The 18,129-nt window shown below is 65.2% G+C and carries 17 protein-coding genes and 1 pseudogene; 3 read left to right on the plus strand and 15 right to left on the minus strand.

The window, feature by feature from the left end; all coding sequences use genetic code 11:
• The first annotated feature begins 161 nt into the window (after positions 1–161).
• A complete protein-coding gene (locus IF809_RS06095) occupies positions 162–1,010 on the plus strand; it encodes a tetratricopeptide repeat protein (RefSeq protein ID WP_244659253.1) in 849 nt (282 codons plus the stop codon).
• On the opposite strand, the gene IF809_RS06100 is transcribed toward IF809_RS06095, so the two are convergent.
• From IF809_RS06100 to IF809_RS06115, 4 genes are all read right to left on the minus strand, one after another.
• Complete coding sequence (locus IF809_RS06100; RefSeq protein WP_128964180.1) at positions 1,000–1,719, minus strand: hypothetical protein; 720 nt, start codon at positions 1,717–1,719, stop codon at positions 1,000–1,002. The two genes, IF809_RS06095 and IF809_RS06100, sit on opposite strands and share 11 nt — an antisense overlap.
• Before the next feature lie 106 nt (positions 1,720–1,825).
• Complete coding sequence (locus tag IF809_RS06105) at positions 1,826–3,073, minus strand: metal-dependent hydrolase family protein (protein ID WP_462837093.1); 1,248 nt, start codon at positions 3,071–3,073, stop codon at positions 1,826–1,828.
• A gap of 12 nt (positions 3,074–3,085) precedes the next feature.
• Entirely contained in the window at positions 3,086–3,586 is a 501-nt protein-coding gene (locus IF809_RS06110; protein ID WP_128964178.1) for a GAF domain-containing protein, read from the minus strand.
• Positions 3,583–4,941 (minus strand): MFS transporter, encoded by a 1,359-nt coding sequence (locus IF809_RS06115; protein WP_128964177.1) that lies wholly within the window; start codon positions 4,939–4,941, stop codon positions 3,583–3,585. Before IF809_RS06115 ends, IF809_RS06110 begins: the two co-directional genes overlap by 4 nt.
• A gap of 170 nt (positions 4,942–5,111) precedes the next feature.
• Between IF809_RS06115 and IF809_RS06120 the strand changes: the two genes are divergently transcribed.
• Complete coding sequence (locus IF809_RS06120) at positions 5,112–5,978, plus strand: LysR family transcriptional regulator (protein ID WP_462837135.1); 867 nt, start codon at positions 5,112–5,114, stop codon at positions 5,976–5,978.
• A gap of 5 nt (positions 5,979–5,983) precedes the next feature.
• Here the strand turns inward: IF809_RS06120 and IF809_RS06125 are convergent.
• From IF809_RS06125 to IF809_RS06165, 9 genes and pseudogenes are all read right to left on the minus strand, one after another.
• Positions 5,984–6,330 (minus strand): annotated as a pseudogene (locus tag IF809_RS06125) (RidA family protein).
• 15 nt (positions 6,331–6,345) lie between these two features.
• Positions 6,346–7,467 carry an NAD(P)/FAD-dependent oxidoreductase gene (locus tag IF809_RS06130; protein ID WP_462837094.1) on the minus strand — a complete coding sequence of 374 codons (1,122 nt, stop codon included), beginning with the start codon at positions 7,465–7,467 and terminating at the stop codon, positions 6,346–6,348.
• Complete coding sequence (locus IF809_RS06135) at positions 7,464–8,882, minus strand: FAD/NAD(P)-dependent oxidoreductase (protein WP_462837095.1); 1,419 nt, start codon at positions 8,880–8,882, stop codon at positions 7,464–7,466. Before IF809_RS06135 ends, IF809_RS06130 begins: the two co-directional genes overlap by 4 nt.
• On the minus strand, positions 8,879–9,175 hold the full coding sequence (locus IF809_RS06140) for a (2Fe-2S)-binding protein (protein WP_462837096.1): 297 nt from the start codon (positions 9,173–9,175) through the stop codon (positions 8,879–8,881). Before IF809_RS06140 ends, IF809_RS06135 begins: the two co-directional genes overlap by 4 nt.
• 28 nt (positions 9,176–9,203) lie before the next feature.
• Complete coding sequence (locus IF809_RS06145; protein WP_462837097.1) at positions 9,204–10,340, minus strand: NAD(P)/FAD-dependent oxidoreductase; 1,137 nt, start codon at positions 10,338–10,340, stop codon at positions 9,204–9,206.
• Positions 10,341–10,348: 8 nt separating this feature from the next.
• Positions 10,349–11,155 (minus strand): ABC transporter permease, encoded by an 807-nt coding sequence (locus IF809_RS06150; protein WP_128964170.1) that lies wholly within the window; start codon positions 11,153–11,155, stop codon positions 10,349–10,351.
• A complete protein-coding gene (locus tag IF809_RS06155) occupies positions 11,152–12,027 on the minus strand; it encodes an ABC transporter permease (protein WP_462837098.1) in 876 nt (291 codons plus the stop codon). The genes IF809_RS06150 and IF809_RS06155 overlap by 4 nt, the downstream gene beginning before the upstream one ends.
• On the minus strand, positions 12,024–13,064 hold the full coding sequence (locus IF809_RS06160; protein WP_462837099.1) for an ABC transporter ATP-binding protein: 1,041 nt from the start codon (positions 13,062–13,064) through the stop codon (positions 12,024–12,026). The genes IF809_RS06155 and IF809_RS06160 overlap by 4 nt, the downstream gene beginning before the upstream one ends.
• 27 nt (positions 13,065–13,091) lie before the next feature.
• The gene (locus IF809_RS06165) at positions 13,092–14,129 is read right to left on the minus strand and encodes an ABC transporter substrate-binding protein (protein ID WP_462837100.1); all 1,038 of its coding nucleotides are present in this window, start codon (positions 14,127–14,129) and stop codon (positions 13,092–13,094) included.
• A 134-nt stretch (positions 14,130–14,263) separates the two neighbouring features.
• Here IF809_RS06165 and IF809_RS06170 point away from each other — a divergent pair, with 134 nt between their 5' ends.
• The gene (locus IF809_RS06170) at positions 14,264–15,163 is read left to right on the plus strand and encodes a LysR substrate-binding domain-containing protein (protein ID WP_128964166.1); all 900 of its coding nucleotides are present in this window, start codon (positions 14,264–14,266) and stop codon (positions 15,161–15,163) included.
• On the opposite strand, the gene IF809_RS06175 is transcribed toward IF809_RS06170, so the two are convergent.
• Positions 15,160–16,533: an amidohydrolase family protein gene (locus IF809_RS06175; protein WP_462837101.1), complete on the minus strand. Its 1,374-nt coding sequence runs from the start codon at positions 16,531–16,533 to the stop codon at positions 15,160–15,162. The genes IF809_RS06170 and IF809_RS06175 overlap by 4 nt on opposite strands.
• Entirely contained in the window at positions 16,530–18,113 is a 1,584-nt protein-coding gene (locus IF809_RS06180; protein ID WP_462837102.1) for an ABC transporter substrate-binding protein, read from the minus strand. The genes IF809_RS06175 and IF809_RS06180 overlap by 4 nt, the downstream gene beginning before the upstream one ends.
• Positions 18,114–18,129 lie beyond the last annotated feature (16 nt).

Below are 18,129 nucleotides of genomic sequence, written 5' to 3' on the forward strand. Positions count from 1 at the left end.
GCGGATATCCTCATTGAGAGCCTGCTCATAATACCGCCGGGCGGCGAGATCAAGCCGCATGTCCGGCGACGCCCCAATGCCTCACGAACTCGTTGATGGACGCTTCGCATTGCGCGCGATAGAGGCGAACAAAGCCCGGATCGCAACCAAGAGGCCAATTCGTGAACGGCAGGCAGAACAACGCCTTCGCCCAACTGCTGCAACAAGCCTTCATGGCGCTGCGCGCCAAGCAATTCGACGTCGCAAGGCAGCTCGCCGGCGAAGCCCTCAAATCCAATCGCAGCGACCGCAATGCGGTGATGATCCTGGCGCATGCGCTGATTGGCCTCGGCCGAACGGACGAGGCGATCACGCCGCTCGAGCGGGCGGCCAAGCGCAATGACGATCCGGAAATCGAGACACTGCTCGGCCACGCATTATGCGGCGTGGGCCGGACACCTGACGGAATCGCGCAATTGCGCAAGACCGCCGCCCGCCGCCCGCCCTATCTGCCGGCGTTTCAGGAGTTGGCCGGCCAGATCGCGAATTGCGGCGATATCGGCGCCGCGGTCGGGATCATGGAGCAAGCCCTTGCGCTCGCGCCTGCCAGCGTCGATCTGCAACTCGACCTCGGCCGCATGCATTTACGCAACAACAAGCGCGGCGAAGCGCGCCGTGTCCTGACGGCTGCGCGCTCTGCCGCGCCCGGACGCACCGATATCCTGACCGAGCTCGCCCGGGCCGCGCTTCTCGATGGAGCCTACGCGGAGGCTGCCGACACCTACCGCCACGCGCTCGGGCTTCGCCCCGACGACCTGCTGTCCCGCGCCAATCTCGCGGTCTGCCTGATGGAGCTTGGTGAGCGCGGCAGCGGCGAGGCCGCGCTGCGCGCGGTGTTGCGGGGACGGCCGCATATGCTCGGACGCGTCGCGCTGGCGATGGCGACCTCCTCGCGTGGCCGCTTCTTCTTCCGTCCGAGCGCGGCGGCGAAATTCCTGGAACGCGAACCCGAGCGCGTCGCTACGCCCTGAACTTCCGCCGATACAGGCCCGGCTCGCGCTTGAGCGCGGAGCGCAAGGCATGAACCTTCTGCGCCTCGTCCTCAGTGAAGGCGGAAGTCTGCCCGGTCCAGTTCTCGCGCTTGACCGGGATACATTGCGCGATCGGCGTGCCCTTGGGCAGCACGCCGCGAAAGCCGGTGTTGTGCCAGTGCGCGGGAAAGTGGATCCAGCTGTCGTGATAGCGATCGCAATCGACGAGGCCGCTCAGCGTCGTGAACGGCAGATCGAAGCGGTTAACCGGATGCGTGAAGAACAGCGCATAGCCTTCCGGCGCCTCGATGGTCCAGAGATTGTGAAACTTGATGACAAAGCGATCGCCTTCGAACAGCGGGGAGCCGGTGAGCTGGCCCTCATCGTGGAAGCTGATCGGTGAGCGCGGAAAATCGATCTCTCCGCCGGGCGGGATGTCATTGTCCCAGACGATCTCGCCGTCCTCGACCTTGAGATCGCAGATCAGGGGGATCAGGAAGCCGCAGGTCATCGCGTCGATGAAAGGCGGGCAGCGCTTCACGGTGTCGTCGTCCTGCTGGTTGAGAGCGCTGAACGCCGTCGTCGGCATCAACTTGAGCCAGTCGGGAACGCCAACATTGGCCGGCATGGGATGCGGCAGCAGCCCTTCCAGCTCCCGAGGGCAGCGAAATCTAATCGCCAGCTTGTTGTTGTTCGTCTGCGAGGACATTGGGCATTCCAGCCGTGTCCCCTACTGATAAACGGAAACCGCCGTGCGTCAAAGCGCCGCGGCGCCCCCCAATCATGACATCTTCGTTATGTTTGCAGCGGCGGCGCTATGCCGCCAGCCTGTCGAACTGGACCCTCCCCGCCTTCATCACCAGCGGGATGTGCTCGCCCTGGCCGAGCAGGCACGTGACGTCGCGCAGCGGGTTGCCGCCAACGACCAGCAGATCCGCAAACGCCTCGGGCACGATGCGGCCGAGCTTGCCCTCCATGCCGAGCACCTCGGCACCGATGACGGTGGCGCTGGCAATGACGTCGCGCGCGCCGAGAATCTCGGCCCGGATGCGGAATTCGTCGCTCTGGAGGCGTTGCGACGGCCCGAGCAGATCGCTGCCATAGCCCATCTTCACCCCGGCCTTGCGATAGATCTCGAGCGAGCGCAGGCCGGCATCGCGAACGTCAGCGATCTTGGCGACGCTTTCGGGCGGCAGGCCGTATTGCGCGCCCTCGTTGGCCAACGCTTCGTAGGTGACGAGCGTCGGCACCACATAGGCGCCCTTCTCGGCCATCAGTCGCGCGGTCGGCTCATCGACGAGATTGCCGTGCTCGATGGTGCGGACGCCGCAGCGGACCGCGCGCGCAATCGCCGCGGCGGTATAGGCGTGGGCGAGCACATAGGTCTGGCGGCCCTGCGCTTCCTCGACGATGGCGCGGATCTCGTCCTCGGAGTAGCCGAAGGCCCCGACCGGATCGGTCGGCGAGGCGACGCCGCCCGAGGCCATGATCTTGATCTGGTCGGCGCCCATCTGCAGCTCTTCGCGCACCGCCTTGCGCACGCCATCGACACCGTCGGCTACGCGCGCTAGCGCACCGACGCGCACGCAGCAAGGACAGGCCGTATCGCTGGCGAGGTAATCCGAGCGCACCCGCATGTCGCCGTGGCCGCCGGTCTGGCTGAGCGCGCGGCCGGACACGAACAGCCGCGGACCGTCGGTCAGGCCGGTCTCGATCGCCTGCTTCATCGCATGGCCGGCGCCGCCAGCATCGCGAACAGTCGTGAAGCCGCGGCGCAGCATGCCGCGCAGCAGCAAGGTCGAACGCAGCGTCACCAGCACGTTGGGAATGTGCACCTGCTGGGCCAGGTTGAGCTCGATCGCGATGGTGTGCACGTGAAGGTCGATCAGGCCGGGCATCAGCGTCTGGCCTTTCAGATCGATGGTGCGATCCGCGGTCGCCTTGATCGGCCGATCCGAGACCTCCTTGATCATGCTGCCCTCGACCAGCACGTCATGGCCGGTCAGCAGTTCCGGCTGCAGCGGATCGAGCAAAGCGGCATTCTGGAAAAGGATGCTGGACATGATGATTTCCTGTCAGGACGCCGGCGCAAGCAGCGCCGGCAATGTAAGCTGGGCAAAGGGAAGACACGCGGCAACGTCGTCTTCGCCGTACCAGTGCGCTTCGTGCAGCAGATTGAGCGAGCCGAGCGTGCGCCCGCGCCAGCGCACGGGCATGTTGAGCACGCTTTCGCAGCCGAGAGAGACGATCAGCTGGTGGTCGGAGAACACGTTGCGCAAATCGTCCTGCGTGCGGCCGATATAGGCTTCGCCGCGGTCGAGCACGGCTTCGGTCCACGGACCCGGCGCCAGGCGCTTGCGTCCTCCCGTGGGATAGGGGCCGGGAAGGTTGGAATAGACGCGTGCCGCTTCGCCGGTAGCATCCTCGTAGGTCAGGATCGTGAACAGCTTGTGCCCGATCGCCGACTTCAGGGCGCGATCGAGCGCCGCGAACAGCGCATCCGGCTGATCCATCTCGCTCTGTGCCGCCGCAACGCTAACGAGCCAGGGATCGGCCTTGGCTGTCGTCCTGGTCATGCGACCTCGCCCGCTGCGATCTCTTCCAATGACCGCCCTCGCGTCGGCACGCCCATCAAGACGACGGTGACCGCGCCGAGCAGCAACACCGTGGTGGTGACACCGAACACGCCGGCGAAGCCGAAATTGGGATAGAGATAGCCGACCAGGATCGGCGAGACGATGGCCCCGATGCGGCCGATCGCCGAAGCAAGCCCGGCACCAGTGGTCCTGATCGGCGTCGGGAAGACTTCGGCGGTGTACGCATAGACGCCGGCATAAGTGCCGTTCATGAACAGCGACAGCAGAATTCCCGCGAGCATGATGTGCTGATCGGTCTGCGCGAAGGCGAGGCCGAGCGCACTGGCGCCGCCGAGCAGCATGTAGGTCGCAATCGTCGCCTGCCGGCCGATGCGCTCGTTGAACCAGGCCGCGCTGAAATAGCCGGGGATCTGTGCGCAGTAGATCGCGATCGAATAGCCAAAGCTCTTGGTGATGCTCATGCCGTTCTGGACCAGCAGGCCCGGAATCCAGACGAAAAAGGAATAATAGCTGAAGGTGATCGCAAGCCACATGATCCAGGTCATGATGGTGATGCGCGCCTGCCGGGCAGCGAGAAGCGCCGCGAAATTGGCGAGCAGCGTTCCACCGGTGCCGGTGGGCGCCGCAGCTTCGATCACCGGCGGCGGCAGGACCCGGCCCTCGCGCGCAAAACCCGCTTCGATCTTGTCGAGGACGGCTTCGGCTTCCTTCTCGCGGCCGCGGGCTTCCAGCCAACGCGGCGATTCCGGCAGCGCCCGGCGCCACCATAGCAGCATGACGACCGGCACCGCCGTGATGACCAGCACGATGCGCCAGCCGTTATCATACGAAGGCACGATGAAATAGCCGAGCAAGGCCGCCGCAACAAAGCCGAAGGAGAAAAAGCCGGCCAATGCGCCGGTGAAACTGCCGCGGTAGCGCCGCGCCACGAATTCCGCGAGATAGGGCGCGATGATCGCGCTCTCGGCGCCCGTGCCCATGCCGGCCACGATGCGAGCGACGAAGAAGGCCGGCCAGGTGTCGACCAGTGCGCTGACGATGGAGGCCACACAATAGAGCGCGAGCGCAGACATCATCACCGCGCGGCGCCCGATCAGGTCGCCGAGCGTGCCGGCGAACAGTGCGCCGAACAGGAAGCCGATATAGGTGCTGCTGCCGAGCACGCCGATCTGAACGCTCGACAGATTCCACGCCGTGCGCAGCACCGGCAGGATGAAAGCGAGCACCGCCGCGTCCATGGCGTCGAACATGTAGCCGAGCCCGCCCATCAGCAGCAGGTGCGTGTGGAAGCGTGCGAACGGAAGGCGCTCGATGCGCGCCGATATCATTGACATGGAAGTCCCCCTCGATTGCGGCCCGGCGCACCGCGCGTCGTTCGGGAGGGAACCATAGACAAAGTGACATTATCGTCATAATTTATAATCTTGATCTAATATATCACAACGGTGAATGTGTGTCGTTCCGCGCCCTCGACCTCAACCTGTTGAAAGTCTTCGAGGCGCTGATGACCGAGGGCAGCGTCACGCGCGCGGCGAGCGCGCTGACGATGACCCAGCCTGCCGTCAGCAACGCGCTGGCGCGGCTGCGCGATGCACTCGGCGATCCCCTGTTCGTGCGGTCGGGCACCGGCATTCGCCCCACCCAGCGCGCCGTGGTGCTGTGGGAGCCGATCGGCGAAGCGCTGGAGACCGTGCGCGGCGCGCTCGACGAGCAGGTATTCGATCCCGGCCGCGCCCAGACCGAGTTCATTCTGTCGATGTCGGACTATGTGGCATCCCTGGTGATGCCGAACTTGCTGAAGCATCTGGACAAGGTTGCGCCGAAGGCCCGCGTTCACACCGCACCCAACACTGTCGTGGAGATCGCCGACCAGCTCGAGGACAACAGGGTCGACTGCGTGCTGAGCGTCTATGTCAACGAGGCGCAACAACCGGCCGCGATCCGCTCGCGCTCGCTATGGACCGTCGACTATGCCTGCTTCATGCGGCGCGGCCATCCGCTCGCCACGGGGAAGCGGCTGAGCACGCGCGCTTTCCTCAACGCGCGGCATATCGATGTGAGTCTCGCGGGCAAGACGCAGCCGTCCTACGACCTGTTCCTCGCCTCACGCGGCCTGTCGCGCAATCTGGTGGCGACCGTCAACCATTACAGCGCGGCCTACGAGACCGTGCGGCAGTCCGATCTCATCGCGGTGCTGCCGCGCGATCTGCGCTCGGAGTCCCGCCACGCACCGTTCCTGCACGCGATGCCACTACCGCTCCAGGCACCGCCACGCATCGTCAGCCTGTTCTGGCATCAGCGCAACGACACCGTGCCCGCCCAGCGCTGGCTGCGCGAGACGCTGGTCGGCATGTTCGCCAAACCGAAGTAAGCGGATCAGCCCTTCAGCGCAGTTACCACCACTTCGATCAGCGCGCCTCCGCCGAGATCGGCGACGCCGACGGTGGCGCGGGTCGGCAGATCGTCGCCGAAGAACTCGGTCCAGGCTGCATCCATCTCCTTCTTCCTGGAGAGATCGGTGACGAAGATCGAGGCGCTGACGATGCGGCTCTTGTCGGTGCCGGCCTCCTCGAGATAGCCGGCGATCTTGCCAGGATGTTGCGGGTCTGCTCGCCCATCGAGACCGAGGTGTCGTCGGCAATGGTGCCGCCGAGGAAGACGAAGCCATTCGCTTCGACGGCGCGGTGCATGATGGGCGTGCGGATGCTGCGGGTGATGCTCATGATATCCTCTTGTTCTTAGAGCGTGGAGGGATGAAAGCGGTCGATGCCGAGATCGCTGATGCGGGTCTGGGTGCCGCCATTGACGATCAGCTCTGCCATCACGGCGCCGGCGCCGGGGCCAAGCTGGAAACCGTGCAGCGAGAAGCCGAACTGGTGATAGAGCCCCTTGTGGCGGGAGCTTGGGCCGAGCACGGGAATATCGTCCTTCATCCTGGCTTCGATGCCGGCCCAGGCGCGGACGATGGTCGCACTACGCATCACCGGAAACAGCTCGAACACGGTCTGCGCGCTGGTCGCGAGACTCTTCCAGTCCAGCACCGTCTCGTTGCGATCCTGGTAGGGCGTGGCGAGATGGCCGCCACCGATCAGCACGGTGCCGTTCTTGAACTGCTTGAAGGACAGCTTTCGCCCGCGCAGGATCACGACAGGGTCGATGAAATGCGGTACGCGCGAGGTGATCATCAGCATCGGGGCCACGGTCTCGACCGGAACGGGCTCGCCGAGATCAGCAGCGATCTTGCCGGCCCAGGCGCCGGCGGCGTTGACGAGGACCGGGCCTGCGAAGGTCTCCGTGCCGGCATCGACATGCCAGAGGCCGTCACTGTAGCGGATGTTGCTGGCGGCGACGCCCTCGCGCACGATCGCGCCGAGCTGCTGGGCCTTGCGGCGGAACGCCGTCGTCGTCTGCGCCGGATTGGCGGCGCCGTCACGCCGCGACACCACGCCGCCGGGACAGGTCTCGGCGACCGCCGGCACGAGGCGCCGGAGCTCGACAGCATCGATCAGCTCTTCGTGGGTGAAGCCGAGCGCGTTGAGCTCGGCAACACGCGTGCGGCAGACCGCGAGCTCCTCCTCGTTCTCGGCGACCAGGACCTGGCCGTAGCTCTCGAAGCTGCAATCGTCGTCCAGGAGATCGTTGATCTTCTCCCAAATCCCCATCGAGCGGATCGACAGCGGAATCTCGGGGATATGCCGCGCGAGCTGGCGCACGCCGCCGGCATTGACGCCCGAGGCGTGGCGGCCGGCATAGTCCTTCTCGATCAGCACCGGCTTCAGGCCGGCGAGACACAGATGCAGCGCGGTCGAGCATCCGTGGATGCCGCCACCGACGACGATCGCATCCACGTTTAAGGTCATCCGCGCACCACGGCCTTGACGTCGTCCTCTGTTTTCGGGACGGCGGCAAGCTCGGCCAGTGTGATCGGCTTCACCGGCGCGCGCAGCCGGTAATAGCCGATCTCCTGCGGGGTCTTGCCGCGCGCCTGCGCCATCAGCTCGGTGACGGTGAGACCGCAGAGACGGCCCTGGCACGGGCCCATGCCGGTGCGGCGATAGGCCTTGAGCTGGTTCGGCCCGGTCGCGCCGATTGCGACGGAATCGAGCACGTCCTTCGCGGTCACCTCCTCGCAACGGCAAACGATGGTATTGCCTGAGGGAATGCGGAACTGCGTTGCAGGGCGAAACAGCGTGTCGAGGAAGATGCGACCGCGCTCGGCCTTGGCGAGATCGGAACGGAGCGCCGTCATCGTGGCAAGCTTCGCAGCAGCCGCGGGCGCGAGTGCTTCCACCGCCGCCCGCGCCGCGATATGGCCACGCACCACGGCAGCGTTCGCACCGCCGATGCCGGCACCGTCGCCGGCGATCGCAATGCCCGCGACCGACGAATTGCCGCTGCCGTCCAGCACGGGCGACCAGCACAGCTGCAAGTCATCCCAACGATGCTCGACTCCGGCCGCCATTGCCAGGTTGACGTTGGGCACGACACCCTGATGTAGCAGCAGAAGATCGGCAGGAATGGTCTCGCGCTTGCTGCCCGCAACGTAGCTGACACTGGCAAGCTGGCTCTCACCGGACGCAGAGAGCTCCGTCACGCCGGAGACGACCTGCACCTTCGCCTTCACTTCGCGCATCATGGACAGGCCCTTGCTGAAATAGGGCGAGGTCAGGAACGCGAAGGCATGTGGCAGCGCCGCGAAATAATTGCCGCGCTCGGTGGTGTCGAGGATGCGATCGATGCGACCTCCGAGACGCAAGATCTGCGCGGCGAGCAGCCAAAGCAGCGGCCCCTGCCCCGCGATCACGGTGCGTCCATCCGGCACCAGCGCCGACGACTTCAACATGGTCTGCGCCGCGCCCGCGCTCATCACGCCCGGCAGCGTCCAGCCGGGAATCGGAAACGGCCGCTCCAGCGCGCCGGTCGCGAGGATCACGCGCTTGGCCTTGACGAAGGCGGACGCGCCGCCGATCGAGACGGCAATGTCGAGATTGCGGTCGAGGCTCCAGACCGTGGCGCGATGGATCACCTCGGCATGGCTTGCACACAACGCCTGCACGAGATCGGCACCAACCCAATAGTCGGCACCGAGCTGGTTGCGGTCGGTCACCGGCGTCGAGGAAATGGCGCGAAACACCTGACCGCCGGGGCCGATGTTCTCGTCGAGCAGCAGCGTGGATAGGCCAGCCTCGGCGGAGGTCGCGGCGGCGGCAAGGCCGGCCGGGCCGGCGCCGATCACCACGACGTCGTAATCTTCGCGCTTGGGAGCCACACTCATCTTCCGATCTCCCGCTTGCCCTTCTGGATTTCGATCTGCATGCCTTCCGCGACGGGCACGAGGCAGCCCTGGCGGTTGCCGACGCCATCGATGGTGACGAGACAATCGAAGCACACGCCCATCATGCAATAGGGCAAACGCGGTGCACCGCTGACCGCGGTCGAGCGCCGCGCATCGCGGCCCGACGCCAGCAGTGCGGCGGAGACGGTGTCGCCCTGGCGCGCCGCAACGGCGACGCCGTCGACGAAGATCTGCACCTGCGGGCGCTTGTCCTGTTCGGATCGTCTAAACATGGGATGCCTCTTGGCTCCTTCAGTAACTCTAGTAGCCGCTGCTATTCGCGGCGCCTGCGCGACCAAACCGGCTGGCGGAGAACGCGCCGACCAGCTCCGGCTCGAGCGCGCCCTGCGCCACCATGCGCGCGATCTCGAAGGCATGGTTGGAGGCGAGCGTCACGCCGGAATGGCAGCAGGCGACGAAGGCGCCGGGATGCGTCTCGGACTGGTCGTAGATGGGAAAGCCGTCCTGCGGCATCACACGGATGCCGGACCAGCTCCTGACGACGTTGAGCCGCGACAGATGCGGGAACATGCGCTGGGCGCGATCGGCCATCACGCCGCTGATCGAAGGCTTCAGCGTCCGATCGTCGAGCTCGTCTTCCTTGCTGTCGCCGATCATCACCGTGCCCTCGTCGGTCTGGCGGATCGTCGTCAGCGGATGCGGCAGGAAGGGCATGGTGCGCTCGGTCACGACGACCTGGCCGCGGGTCGGGCCCATCGGCGCGTAGAGGCCCACCATCTGCGCGAGCGTCTGGTTGGCATTGCCGGCGGCGAGCACGATCTTGGCGGCGCGGAGTTCGCCCTTCGGCGTGGTCAGCCGGAATTCGCCGCCGCTCTTGCCGATCGCCGAGACCGGACGTTCCGGAAAATAGTCGATGCCGAACGCCTTGAAGCCGGTGTGGAAGGCGCGGAAGGTGCGCAGCGAATTGACGTGGCCGTCAAGCGGGCAATAGCTGCCGCCGGAAACCTCGGGACCGATCAGCGGCAGCGCGTTCTTGATCTCGGAAGGCCGCAGCATCTCCATCTTGTAGTCGGCCGCACCGGTCTGATTGTGCATGCGCTTGACCAGTTCGGTGCGCTGGCCGAATTCCTCTTCGCCAAGGGTGAGATGGAAGCCGCCATTCTGCTGGAGCGCAACATCAAGTCCGGTCTGCTGCTTCAGCTCGGAGGCAAGCCGTCCCCACGCCTGCGAGGCCTGCACGGTCCAGATCGTGTAGGCCGGCATGCCGAGCCCCTTGCTCTGCACCCACACCAGCGCAAAATTCGCGCGCGAGGCTCGCTTGGTGATGTCGCCTTCGTCGAGCACGGCCACGCGCTTGCCGAGCCGGCCGAGGCCCCATGCAATGGCGGAGCCGAGCAATCCGCCGCCGACAACGGCGACGTCGTATTCAGTTCGCATGGGTTCTCCTATCGTCCCGGATCGCCCTTGCCGGCGAGTACGCGGTCGAGCCCGTAGAAGCGGTCGAGCAGAATGAGGGCGGTCATGGTCACAGCGATCACGCAAGCCGAGACCGACGTCACCAGCGGATCGATGTTGTCCTGGATGTAAAGGAACATGCGCACCGGCAACGTCTCCGTGCCGGGCGCCGCGAGGAAGACGGTCATGGTGAGATCATCGAAGGACTGGATGAAAGCGAGCGCCCAGCCGCTGATGACGCCGGGCAGGATCAGCGGCAGCGTCACGCGGCGGAACAGCGTCCAACCGCCGGCGCCGAGCGAGACCGCGGCCATCTCGACGGTGCGGTCCATGCCGGTCGCTGCGGCCAAGGTCAGCCGCAGCGCGAACGGAAACACGATGATGACGTGCGCGATGATCAGCGCCGCAAAACTTCCGCCGAGACCGACCGATGTAAAGAAGCGCAGGAAGGCGATACCGAGCACGACATGCGGGATCATCAGCGGCGACAGGAACAGCGCCGCGAGCGCATCACGGCCACGAAAGCGGTAGCGCGCGATGGCCAGCGCCGCCGGCACGGCAAACAGCAGCGCTACGAAGGACGACAGCGCCCCGAGGCCGAGGCTGACCCAGAAGGCATGGATGAACTCGGGATATTGCGCAATCGTCCTGAACCAGCGCAGCGAAAAGCCGTTGGTCGGCAGCGAGAGAAATCCCTCGGGCGTGAAGGCGACGAGACAGACCACCAGGATCGGCGCCACCATGACGATGACGAAGATGGTGTGGAAGACCAGCGCCAGCGGCCCATTCCGTCTCATCGGAACACCTCCGCATACCGCCGCTCGATCAGCGCGTTACTGCCGACGACGATCAGGACCAGCGCGACCAGCAACAGCGTGGCGACGGCGGCGCCCAGCGGCCAGTTCAGCGTGTTGAGGAATTCGTCATACGCGAGCGTCGCCGCGACTTTGAGCCGGCGGCCGCCGATGATCGCGGGCGTCGCAAAGGCGCTGGCCGAAAGCGAGAACACGATGATGGCGCCCGACAGCACGCCCGGCATGATCTGCGGCATGATGATGCGACGGATGATGGTGACAGGGCCGGCGCCGAGCGACATCGCGGCATTCTCGATCTGCGGATCGAGCCGCTGCAGCGCGGCCCACACCGACAGCACCATGAACGGCATCATCACATGCGCGAGCGCGACGACCATGCCGGTTTCGGTGAACATGAAGGGAATGGGAAAGCGGATCACGCCAAGCGACATCAGAAGCTTGTTGACCAGGCCATTGTTGCCGCCGAACAGCAGCGCCCAGCCGAGCGTGCGCGCCACCACGGAGATCAGGAGCGGTCCGAGAATGACGAGCAGGAAAAAGCTCTTCCAGCGGCCGCTCATGCGGTTGAGGATGTAGGCTTCGGGTGCTCCCAACAGTGCGGTGAGCAGCGTGGTCAGGATGGCGATGCGAAACGTCCGCCAGAACATTTCGGCATAATAGGGATCGGTTGCGATCTCGCGCCAATTCTTCAGGATGAAGACCGGCTCGATGCCCTTGTACTGGCCCCAATCGTGAAACGACAGCATCACGGTCATCGCGAGCGGAATCAGCAGCACGCCGACGAACAGCATCAGGGCGGGCGCGGTCAGCGCCCAAGGCGCACGCGCGCCGCGCTCCTCGGCGACCGCACTCATGCGCCGGCCCTCGCGCGCACGCTCATGTCGTCGGGCCGCCAGGTCAGGCGAACCGCCTCCCCCTCGACCGGCTGCGCCGCGCCGTCATTCTGGCGAATGACGATCGCCGGGCCACATTCGCTCTCGCACTGGAACAGCCAATGATTGCCCTGGAAGATCCGCGTGACGATCTTTGCACTGAGGCCGGCATCGCCGAACCCGATTCTTTCCGGACGAATGCTAATCGTGACTGCACCGTTGAGCCCGGCCGGGGCCGGCGCACTCCAGGAGCCCGCCACTAGCTGCGAAGGCGTCGCGGCAGGGTCAATCGTGCCGGCAAAGTCATTGGTCTTGCCCAGAAATTGCGAGACGAACGCCGAGGCCGGCCGCTCATAGGTCTGTTGCGGCGTGCCGATCTGCTCGATCTTGCCCTGGCTCATCACCACGATGCGATCCGATAGCGACATCGCCTCGTTCTGGTCATGGGTGACCAGGATCGTGGTGGTGCCGATGGTGCGCTGGATCTGACGCAGCTCGATCTGCATCTCTTCCCGCAGCTTCGCGTCGAGATTCGACAGCGGCTCATCGAGCAGCAGCACGCTCGGCTTGATCACCAGCGCCCGCGCCAGCGCGACGCGTTGCTGCTGGCCGCCGGACATGCGGCGCGGATGCCGATCCTCATAACCGGCAAGCCCGACCATCGCGAGCGCGGCACGGACGCGCTCGCCCCGTGCGGCGCGTGGCACGTTGCGCATCTCGAGGCCGAATGCGACATTCTCCGAAGCGGTCATGTGCGGAAACAGCGCGTAGCTCTGGAACACGATGCCGAGCCCGCGTTTGGCCGGATGGATCGCAATCAGGTCCTTGCCCTCGAGGCGGATCGCCCCGCGCGTGGGATCGAGGAAGCCCGCGATCATCTGCAGCGTCGTGGTCTTGCCGCAGCCGGACGGGCCGAGGAACGAGATGAACTCCCCCTTCCCTACGGACAGACTGAAGTCGTCGACCACCGTCTGCGCGCCGAACTGCTTTGCGACCCGATCGAGCTCGAGAAAGGCCATGGGCTGTCTCCGCTACCAATGATCAGGTCAGCGCTCGACCTCGCGATTCCATCGCTTGGTCCACTCCTCGCGCTTCTCGTTGATGGTGGTCCAATCAGGATTATAGAGCTTGGCCGCGCGCTCGCCGATCGGCGCCATCTTGCCGAGCTCCGGCGGCACCTTCAGCGATTTCAGCACCGGGCCGTAGCCATAATCCTTCAGCATTACGAGCTGGATCTTGGGATCGAGCAGCATCTTGACGAAGCTGGAGGCCAGCGGCGAGGCATTGGGTTTGTTGATCGGACAAGCCGTCGTCAGCAGCGTCGCCGCGCCTTCCTTCGGATAGACGAAGTCGACCGGGAAGCCGGAATTGGCGAAGCTCTGCACGCGGCCGGTGCCCCACACCGCGATCACCGCCTGGCCGGACTGGAACAGCTCGGTCATCTTGCCCGGCGACGGCTCATAGGCGAGCACGTTCGGATTGATCTCGTCCTTGAAAATCTTGAAGCCGGAATCGACGTTGGACTCGCCACCGCCGTTCATCTTCGACAGCATCACCAGTGCTTCGAGGCCGTAGGTATTGTTGATCGGCGGGATCACGAGCTGCTTGGCGTATTTCGTGTCCTTCAGATCGTTCCACGAGGTCGGCGGCGCCCAGCCTTTCTCCTTAAACACCTTGGTGTTGTACATCAGGCCGGTAGCGACAATGCCGATCGCGACCGCACGATCGTCCTTGAAGCGCGCGTTGTCGTAGAGATCGGCGGCTGGCAGCCCGTCGAGCTTGCCACAGAAGCCGAGCTGGATTGCCTGGTACATCGGGCCGTCATCGACGATGGCGACGTCGATCTGCTGATTGCCTTTCTGGGCCTGAAGCTTGGCCAGCGTATCGGTGGAGTTGCCGGCGACGTATTCGACCTTGACGCCGTTCTCCTTCTCGAAGGCCGGGATCACCTCGTCGCGGATGGTCTTCTCGAACGAGCCGCCATAGCCGGCAACGTAAAGAGTCTTTTGCTGGGCCGAGACGGCCGAAGGGACCGCGACGAGCGCCGCGATGCTGACCGCTGTGAGAAGGCTGAAAGTCTTCATGTGGTCCGATCTCCAATCTGCCGAAAAAGCGGGCTGTCTTCAGTCCTGATGAAAAAGATCGCAAACCTATACTTCCATCGTCCAATGAATAATGGCACCATCTACATGCCAAAATGTTATGAATGGGAATTAGGATGGCCCGGATCAATTCGCGGCAAGTAGAGGCCTTCCGGGCGACGATGCTGACCGGGAGCGTGACCGAGGCAGCGGCACTGATGAAGGTGACGCAACCGGCGGTCAGCCGGCTGCTGCGCGACTTGCAGGCGCTGCTGAAGATGGAGCTGTTCGAGCGGCGCGGCACAGGGCTGGTGCCCACCGCTGCGGCGATGGCGCTCTACACCGAGGTAGAGCGATCCTTCGTGGGCCTCGAGCGCATCACCGCTGCCGCCGAGGAAATCCGCGGCCGCCGCACCGGTTCGCTGCGGATCGCAGCACTACCTGCGCTGTCGAACGGCTATCTGCCGAGGCTGACCGGTCACTTTCTAAGAGAGCGGCCGAATCTCAATCTCGCCTTCTTCGGCGTGATCTCGCCGATCGTGGTCGACTGGGTGCTGAACAATCAGTGCGACGTGGGCTTTGCCGAGGTGCCGATCGCGCATTCCGGGCTGCCGAGCATGAAGTTGCCGGCGCCCGCCCGCGTCGCGGTGCTGCCGACAGGTCATCGCCTCGCGGAGAAAGAAGTGCTGGAGCCGCGCGACTTCGAAGGCGAGACATTCATCTCGCTATCGGCGGGGTCATCGAGCCGACATCTCGTCGACCAGGTCTTCCATCATCACGATGTGCGCCGCGTGCTGCGGGTCGAGACCGCCTTGTCGGAGATCATGTGCGGCCTCGTCTCATCAGGACTTGGCGTTGCGATCTGCGATCCCTTCACCGCGCAGGAGTTTTCCACCCGCGGCGTCGTCGTACGCCGTTTCCTGCCGCGCATCGACTTCGAATTCTCCGCGGTGTTTCCGGCGCAGCGCAGCCCCTCGCCGGTGGCGCTCGATCTGGTCGAAATGATGCGCAAGTCGCTGGCGGAGTTCGAGAGCTAGCCGTTGAACGCCGCCTGTGCCTCCGGCAGGTCCCAGATCTTGCCGATTGCGGCGGTCCCTGCTGCCGTGATCGCCGCCTCGTCAGCGGCAAGATAGCGCCCCTCGTCGACCAACATGCGGCCATCAACCATCACCTGGTCGATGTTGGCCCGGTTGGCGAGCGCGATCAGCGCGCGGCGCGGGTCGAACAGCGGCTGGAGATGCGGATGAGTGAGATCGACCACCGTGAGGTCGGCGGTGGCGCCCGCCTCGATCCGACCGAGATCCGGCCGTTTGATGACGTCGGCGGCGACTACCGTGTTCGCCTCGATCAATTCAGGCGAGTTCGCGACGTCGGCGCGCTGCGAGGTGACCTTGGAGATCAGCGAGGCCGCATTGAGCTCGCCAAGCAGGTCCATATTGTAGCCGTCGGTGCCGACCACTGTGCGCACGCCGTGCTCGGCAAAGCGGCTGAATGCCGCGGTGATGCCGGCGCGCGCGAACACGCGCGGGCAGTTGAGAACGGTCATGCCGCGCGCGGCCATCAGCTTGAGATCGTCATCGCTGCTGAACATGCAATGCGCCGCCATCAGGTCGGGCGCCAGAAGACCAAGCCAGTCCAGATACTGCGCCGGCGTGCGGCCGCCATAACGCTTGCCGATAGTCTCGACCTCGGCGCGGCTCTGCGCCATGTGCGTGGTGATGGGGACGTCGAGTTCGCGCGCCCGCTCGGCGCAGGCCTTCAAGAGATCCGGGCCGCAGGTATCGGTGGCATGCGGGCTCATGGCGAGGCCGATGCGGCCATCGCCGCGATTGTTCCAGCGCTGGTAGAGCGTGTCCCACGTCGCCATGTCGGCGACGCCATCGTCGCCGGAATATTGTACGATACCGTCCGGCCCTGCCTTGGCGTCGGAGGTGGAGAACAGATACGGCGCGCCGTAGAAGCGGATGCCCATCTCTTCCGCGGCGTCGAACATCTCGGGGATCGAATTGCGGAACGGCTCCATCACCGTGGTGGCACCGCCCTTGAAAAGTTGGAGGATGCCGAGGCGCGCCACCGCGAGCCGCTCCTCTGCCGACAAGATGTCGGCGCCGCGCCTGGTCAGCGGCAGCAGCACCGTATAGACGATGCTCTGGTTGTTCTTGCGGCCGTTGCCGTCCTCGGTGTGACTGCGCGCGACAGCTTCGGAGAAGCAGTGATTGTGCAGGTTCAACAGACCCGGCAGCACGAAACGGCCCGGACGATCGTAGACTTCATCCGCACGCGGCCTGTCGCGCGTGATCGCCACGATTGTCTTGCCTTCGATCAGGACCCAATGGTCGCGCAAGACATCCTGCGCGCCGTCCTTGCGTGACAGCACATAGCTGCCGAAGATTGCCTTGGTGCTCATGCGGGACGTACGTTCCAGAACACGGCGGTGCCGTCGAGAATGCCGGTGATGTCCTTGCGGTAGGCGGTCGGCTGCTTGTAAAGGCCGATCGGAATATAGGGGATTTCCTCGAACGCGACCGCCTGGATCTCGCGGCAGATGCGCTGCTGCTCGGCGAGTTCGGAAGCGGCGAGCCACTGGCTGCGCAAGAAGCCCATCTTCTCGCTCTTGTACCAGCCGGCGACCTTGCCTTCGCCGCGGATGTTGGTGTTGCCGGCCGGATTGAGCCAGTCGATGCCCTGCCAGTTGCCGACCGCCGCGCTCCAGCCGCCCTGCCCAATCGGATCCTTCTTGAGCTGGCGCTGCAACACGACGGCGAAATCGAGCCCGGCATATTCGACATTCATACCGGCCTTGCGCAACGAATCGACCGCGATCTCGCCGAGCGGCTTCTGCGCCAGCGAATTGGTGGGGACGAGCACCACGATCTTCTCGCCGTTGTAGCCGGCGGTCTTCAGGTCGGCCTTGACCCTGTCGTAGTTGCGCGGACCGCGGAACACATCGAGGCCGACGTCGCTCGCCATCGGCGTGCCGGGCGCAAAGAAGCCGACCGGCGACACCTGGAACGCGGGATCGGTGCCGGCCACTGCCGTCATGAACGCGGACTGGTCGATCGCACCGAGCAGGGCGCGACGGATCGCTGGATTGTCGAACGGCGGCTGCAGATGGTTGAGGCGGAGCATGCAGGCGTAGCCGCGCGGATCAAGGCTGCGCGTCTCGATATCGCCGGCCGCCTTGATGATCGGCAGCAAATCGTGCGGCGTGGTCTCCTGCCAATCCTGCTCGCCGGTCTGGAGCGCGGCGACGCCAGTGCCGGCGTCCGGCGTGGTGGTCCAGACCACGCGGTCGTAGTGCACGATCTTCGGGCCAGCGGTCCAATCCGGCTTGCCGTCGCCGCGCGGCCGGTAGCGCTCGAACTTCGCGTAAGCATTGCGCGCGCCTTGCACGCGCTCGTCGGCAAGATAGCGGAACGGCCCGCTGCCGATCACTTCCGTCAGCGGCTTGAACGGGTCCTGGCTCGCGAGCCGCTCCGGCATCATGAAGCAGGCATTGATCGCGGCTTTGCCGAGCGCCTGCGGCAGCAGCGGGAACGGACGCTTGAGGCGGAAGCGGATGGTGCGGTCGTCGGCCGCCGAAAGCTCCGCGGTCGCCTCCATCAGCTCGCCGCCAAAGCCGTCGCGGGCCGCCCAGCGGCGGATGCTTGCAACGCAGTCGCGCGCCAGCACGCGCTCGCCGTCGTGCCAGAACAGGCCGTCGCGAAGCGTGAGGTCCCACTGCAGCTGATCGCCCGAGATGACGTGGCCCGACAGCATCTGCGGCGAGACCTGAAGCGACGAGCTCATGCCGTACAGCGTGTCGTAGACCATGAAGCCGTGGTTTCGCGACACCTGGGCCGTCGAGTAGATGGGGTCGACGAAGGCGAGATCGATGACCGGGATGAACCGCAACGTGCTCTCGGATTCGGCGCGCACGATGCCCGGCAGCGACAGCGCCGGCATTGCGGCGGCGGCCTTGAGAAGCGAACGGCGAGAAATGGGCATTACCAGAATCTCCGGA

It is taken from the genome of Bradyrhizobium sp. UFLA06-24, from assembly GCF_054967145.1.

What these genes read in the sequence shown, in the direction of transcription:
- IF809_RS06100 (WP_128964180.1), bottom strand. Translation starts at nt 1,719, where the DNA reads ATGTCCTCGCAGACGAACAACAACAAGCTGGCGATTAGATTTCGCTGC.
- IF809_RS06105 (WP_462837093.1), bottom strand. Translation starts at nt 3,073, where the DNA reads ATGTCCAGCATCCTTTTCCAGAATGCCGCTTTGCTCGATCCGCTGCAG.
- IF809_RS06110 (WP_128964178.1), bottom strand. Translation starts at nt 3,586, where the DNA reads ATGACCAGGACGACAGCCAAGGCCGATCCCTGGCTCGTTAGCGTTGCG.
- IF809_RS06115 (WP_128964177.1), bottom strand. Translation starts at nt 4,941, where the DNA reads ATGTCAATGATATCGGCGCGCATCGAGCGCCTTCCGTTCGCACGCTTC.
- IF809_RS06120 (WP_462837135.1), top strand. Translation starts at nt 5,112, where the DNA reads ATGACCGAGGGCAGCGTCACGCGCGCGGCGAGCGCGCTGACGATGACC.
- IF809_RS06130 (WP_462837094.1), bottom strand. Translation starts at nt 7,467, where the DNA reads ATGACCTTAAACGTGGATGCGATCGTCGTCGGTGGCGGCATCCACGGA.
- IF809_RS06135 (WP_462837095.1), bottom strand. Translation starts at nt 8,882, where the DNA reads ATGAGTGTGGCTCCCAAGCGCGAAGATTACGACGTCGTGGTGATCGGC.
- IF809_RS06140 (WP_462837096.1), bottom strand. Translation starts at nt 9,175, where the DNA reads ATGTTTAGACGATCCGAACAGGACAAGCGCCCGCAGGTGCAGATCTTC.
- IF809_RS06145 (WP_462837097.1), bottom strand. Translation starts at nt 10,340, where the DNA reads ATGCGAACTGAATACGACGTCGCCGTTGTCGGCGGCGGATTGCTCGGC.
- IF809_RS06150 (WP_128964170.1), bottom strand. Translation starts at nt 11,155, where the DNA reads ATGAGACGGAATGGGCCGCTGGCGCTGGTCTTCCACACCATCTTCGTC.
- IF809_RS06155 (WP_462837098.1), bottom strand. Translation starts at nt 12,027, where the DNA reads ATGAGTGCGGTCGCCGAGGAGCGCGGCGCGCGTGCGCCTTGGGCGCTG.
- IF809_RS06160 (WP_462837099.1), bottom strand. Translation starts at nt 13,064, where the DNA reads ATGGCCTTTCTCGAGCTCGATCGGGTCGCAAAGCAGTTCGGCGCGCAG.
- IF809_RS06165 (WP_462837100.1), bottom strand. Translation starts at nt 14,129, where the DNA reads ATGAAGACTTTCAGCCTTCTCACAGCGGTCAGCATCGCGGCGCTCGTC.
- IF809_RS06170 (WP_128964166.1), top strand. Translation starts at nt 14,264, where the DNA reads ATGGCCCGGATCAATTCGCGGCAAGTAGAGGCCTTCCGGGCGACGATG.
- IF809_RS06175 (WP_462837101.1), bottom strand. Translation starts at nt 16,533, where the DNA reads ATGAGCACCAAGGCAATCTTCGGCAGCTATGTGCTGTCACGCAAGGAC.
- IF809_RS06180 (WP_462837102.1), bottom strand. Translation starts at nt 18,113, where the DNA reads ATGCCCATTTCTCGCCGTTCGCTTCTCAAGGCCGCCGCCGCAATGCCG.